This window comes from Rhodococcus sp. R1101 (assembly GCF_000278445.1).
Classification (GTDB): Bacteria; Actinomycetota; Actinomycetes; order Mycobacteriales; family Mycobacteriaceae; genus Rhodococcus; species Rhodococcus gordoniae.
In genome coordinates this window covers 1-1969 of record NZ_AJVB01000611.1, presented here as the reverse complement: position 1 = coordinate 1969, position 1969 = coordinate 1, and the positions used below count along the sequence as shown (strand labels likewise).

The window sequence follows — 1969 nt, the reverse complement described above, 5'->3', positions numbered from 1 at the left end:
CGTTCTTCTCGGTGCGGTGCAGCACCGCGATGCGCTCGTCGGCGGCGGCGAGATCGTCGGCGAGGTCGCCGGTGCCGTCGGGGCTGCCGTCGTCGACGACCAGGACGTGGGTGTGCGGCAGCGCGGCGTGCAGCCGGGTGATGATCCGACCGAGGTTCTCCCGCTCGTTGTAGGTCGGAATGATCACCAGGGTGCGGGCGCTGGGTGCGCTGTCGTTCCCGGCCGGCGTCGCCGCTGCCATCAGAGGTCCTCCTTGTCGAACCGGCCACCGGCCGGTGCTCCTGCTGCGCCGGTGCTGGTGCGAGCTGCCGCACCGGCCTTCTCCCGCCGCCCCCGCACCACGGCGAGACCGGCGGCGACCACGGCCGCGGCGCAGAGCACGAGCTCCGGCGCCACTCCGAGCCGACTAGCCAGCGTAACGTCTGCCCGCACGGGCACCTGCGCCACCAGGGCATCGGGCACGAACAGGGATGTGCTCTGCTGCACCCGGCCGTCCGGGTCGACGATCGCGCTGACCCCGCTGGTCGCCGCGACGATCACGGCCCGGCCGTGCTCGACGGCCCGCAGCCGCGACATCGCCAGCTGCTGGTAGGTCATCTCGGTGTCGCCGAAGGTGGCGTTGTTCGTCGGCACCGCCAACAGTTGTGCACCGGCGGTGATCGAGTCACGGAACGCCCGGTCGAAGGCCACCTCGTAGCAGGTCGCCACCCCGATGTCGAGGCCCGCCGCGGTGACGGTGCCGTCCCCGTGTCCGGGCACGAAGTGGCCGGCGCGGTCGGCGTACTCGGAGAACAACCGGAAGAACGAACGCCACGGCAGATATTCCCCGAACGGCTGGATGATCTTCTTGTCGTGCTGCTCCCCCGGCCCGGTCTGTGCGTCCCACACGATCACCGAATTGGTGGTGGTGCCGTCCCCGTTGACCAGCACCGCCCCGACGAGGATCGGCGCGTCGATCGCGGCGGCCGCGGCGGTGATGTCGCGGGCGGCGTCCGCGTTGCGCAGCGGGTCGATGTCCGAGGCGTTCTCCGGCCAGATCACCACGTCCGGGGCCGGGGCCCCCCCGGCGGCGACATCGGCGGCGAGTTCGAGGGTGCGGGCGACGTGATTGTCGAGCACCGCCTTGCGTTGGGCGTTGAAATCCAGGCCGAGGCGCGGCACGCTGCCCTGGATCGCCGCGACCGTCACCGTCGACGATTCGTCGGTGGTGGTGCGCACCAGCGGCCACGCCGCCGCGGCGAGCACCGGACCGAGCAGGGTCACCGCGACCGGCACCGTCCAGGCCCGCCCGGAGCGGGGTCGGCGGTAGGCGGTGAGGACGAGGGCGGCGAGCCCGGCGCCGGTCGTGGCCACCGCGAACGACACCAGCGGGGCGCCGCCGACGACGGCGAGGGAGACGAACCCGCCGTCGGGTTGCCCGAACGCCAGCCGCCCCCACGGGAAGCCGCCGAACGGGACGCTCGACCGCAACCATTCGGTCAGGCTCCACGCCGCCGCGATCCACAACGGCGCGACCGGCAGCGACCGCAGGTGCACCACCAGCGCGCCGAACAGGCCGACGAAGACTGCCTCGGCGGCGGCGAGCGCCAACCACGGCAACGGGCCGACGTACACCCCGATCCAGGGCAGCAGCGGCACCAGGAAACCGAGGCCGGCGAGATAGCCGTAGCCGAACCCCGCGCGGCGCCGCATCGGCACTGCAGTCAACACACCGACCAGGAGCGCGATCCCTGCGGGGGCGAGGAACCACAGCGGACGCGGCGGGAACGACGCGAACAGCAACAGTCCCGCGACGACGGCGAGCAGCGCGCGCAGCGCCACCATCGCGAAGGGCCGGCCGGTCACCGCGCGTACACGATCCGGCCGCGGTGCACACTGCGCACCAGCACCGGATCGGCGGTGCCCGGGCCGAGATCCGGCAGCGGCGCCACCCGCGACCGCGGATCCGTCGACCAGCGCTGCACCGAGT

At 73.1% G+C, this 1969-nt stretch carries 2 protein-coding genes; both read right to left on the bottom strand.

Features of this window, described 5'->3' with window-relative positions; all coding sequences use genetic code 11:
• Positions 1–241, bottom strand: a 241-nt coding sequence (locus R1101_RS0122295; RefSeq protein ID WP_026003590.1) for a glycosyltransferase, incomplete at its 3' end; no start/stop codon positions are given.
• Complete coding sequence (gene lnt, locus R1101_RS28190) at positions 241–1824, bottom strand: apolipoprotein N-acyltransferase (protein WP_051017602.1); 1584 nt, start codon at positions 1822–1824, stop codon at positions 241–243. The genes lnt and R1101_RS0122295, both read right to left, overlap by 1 nt.
• Between the last annotated feature and the right edge of the window lie 145 nt (positions 1825–1969).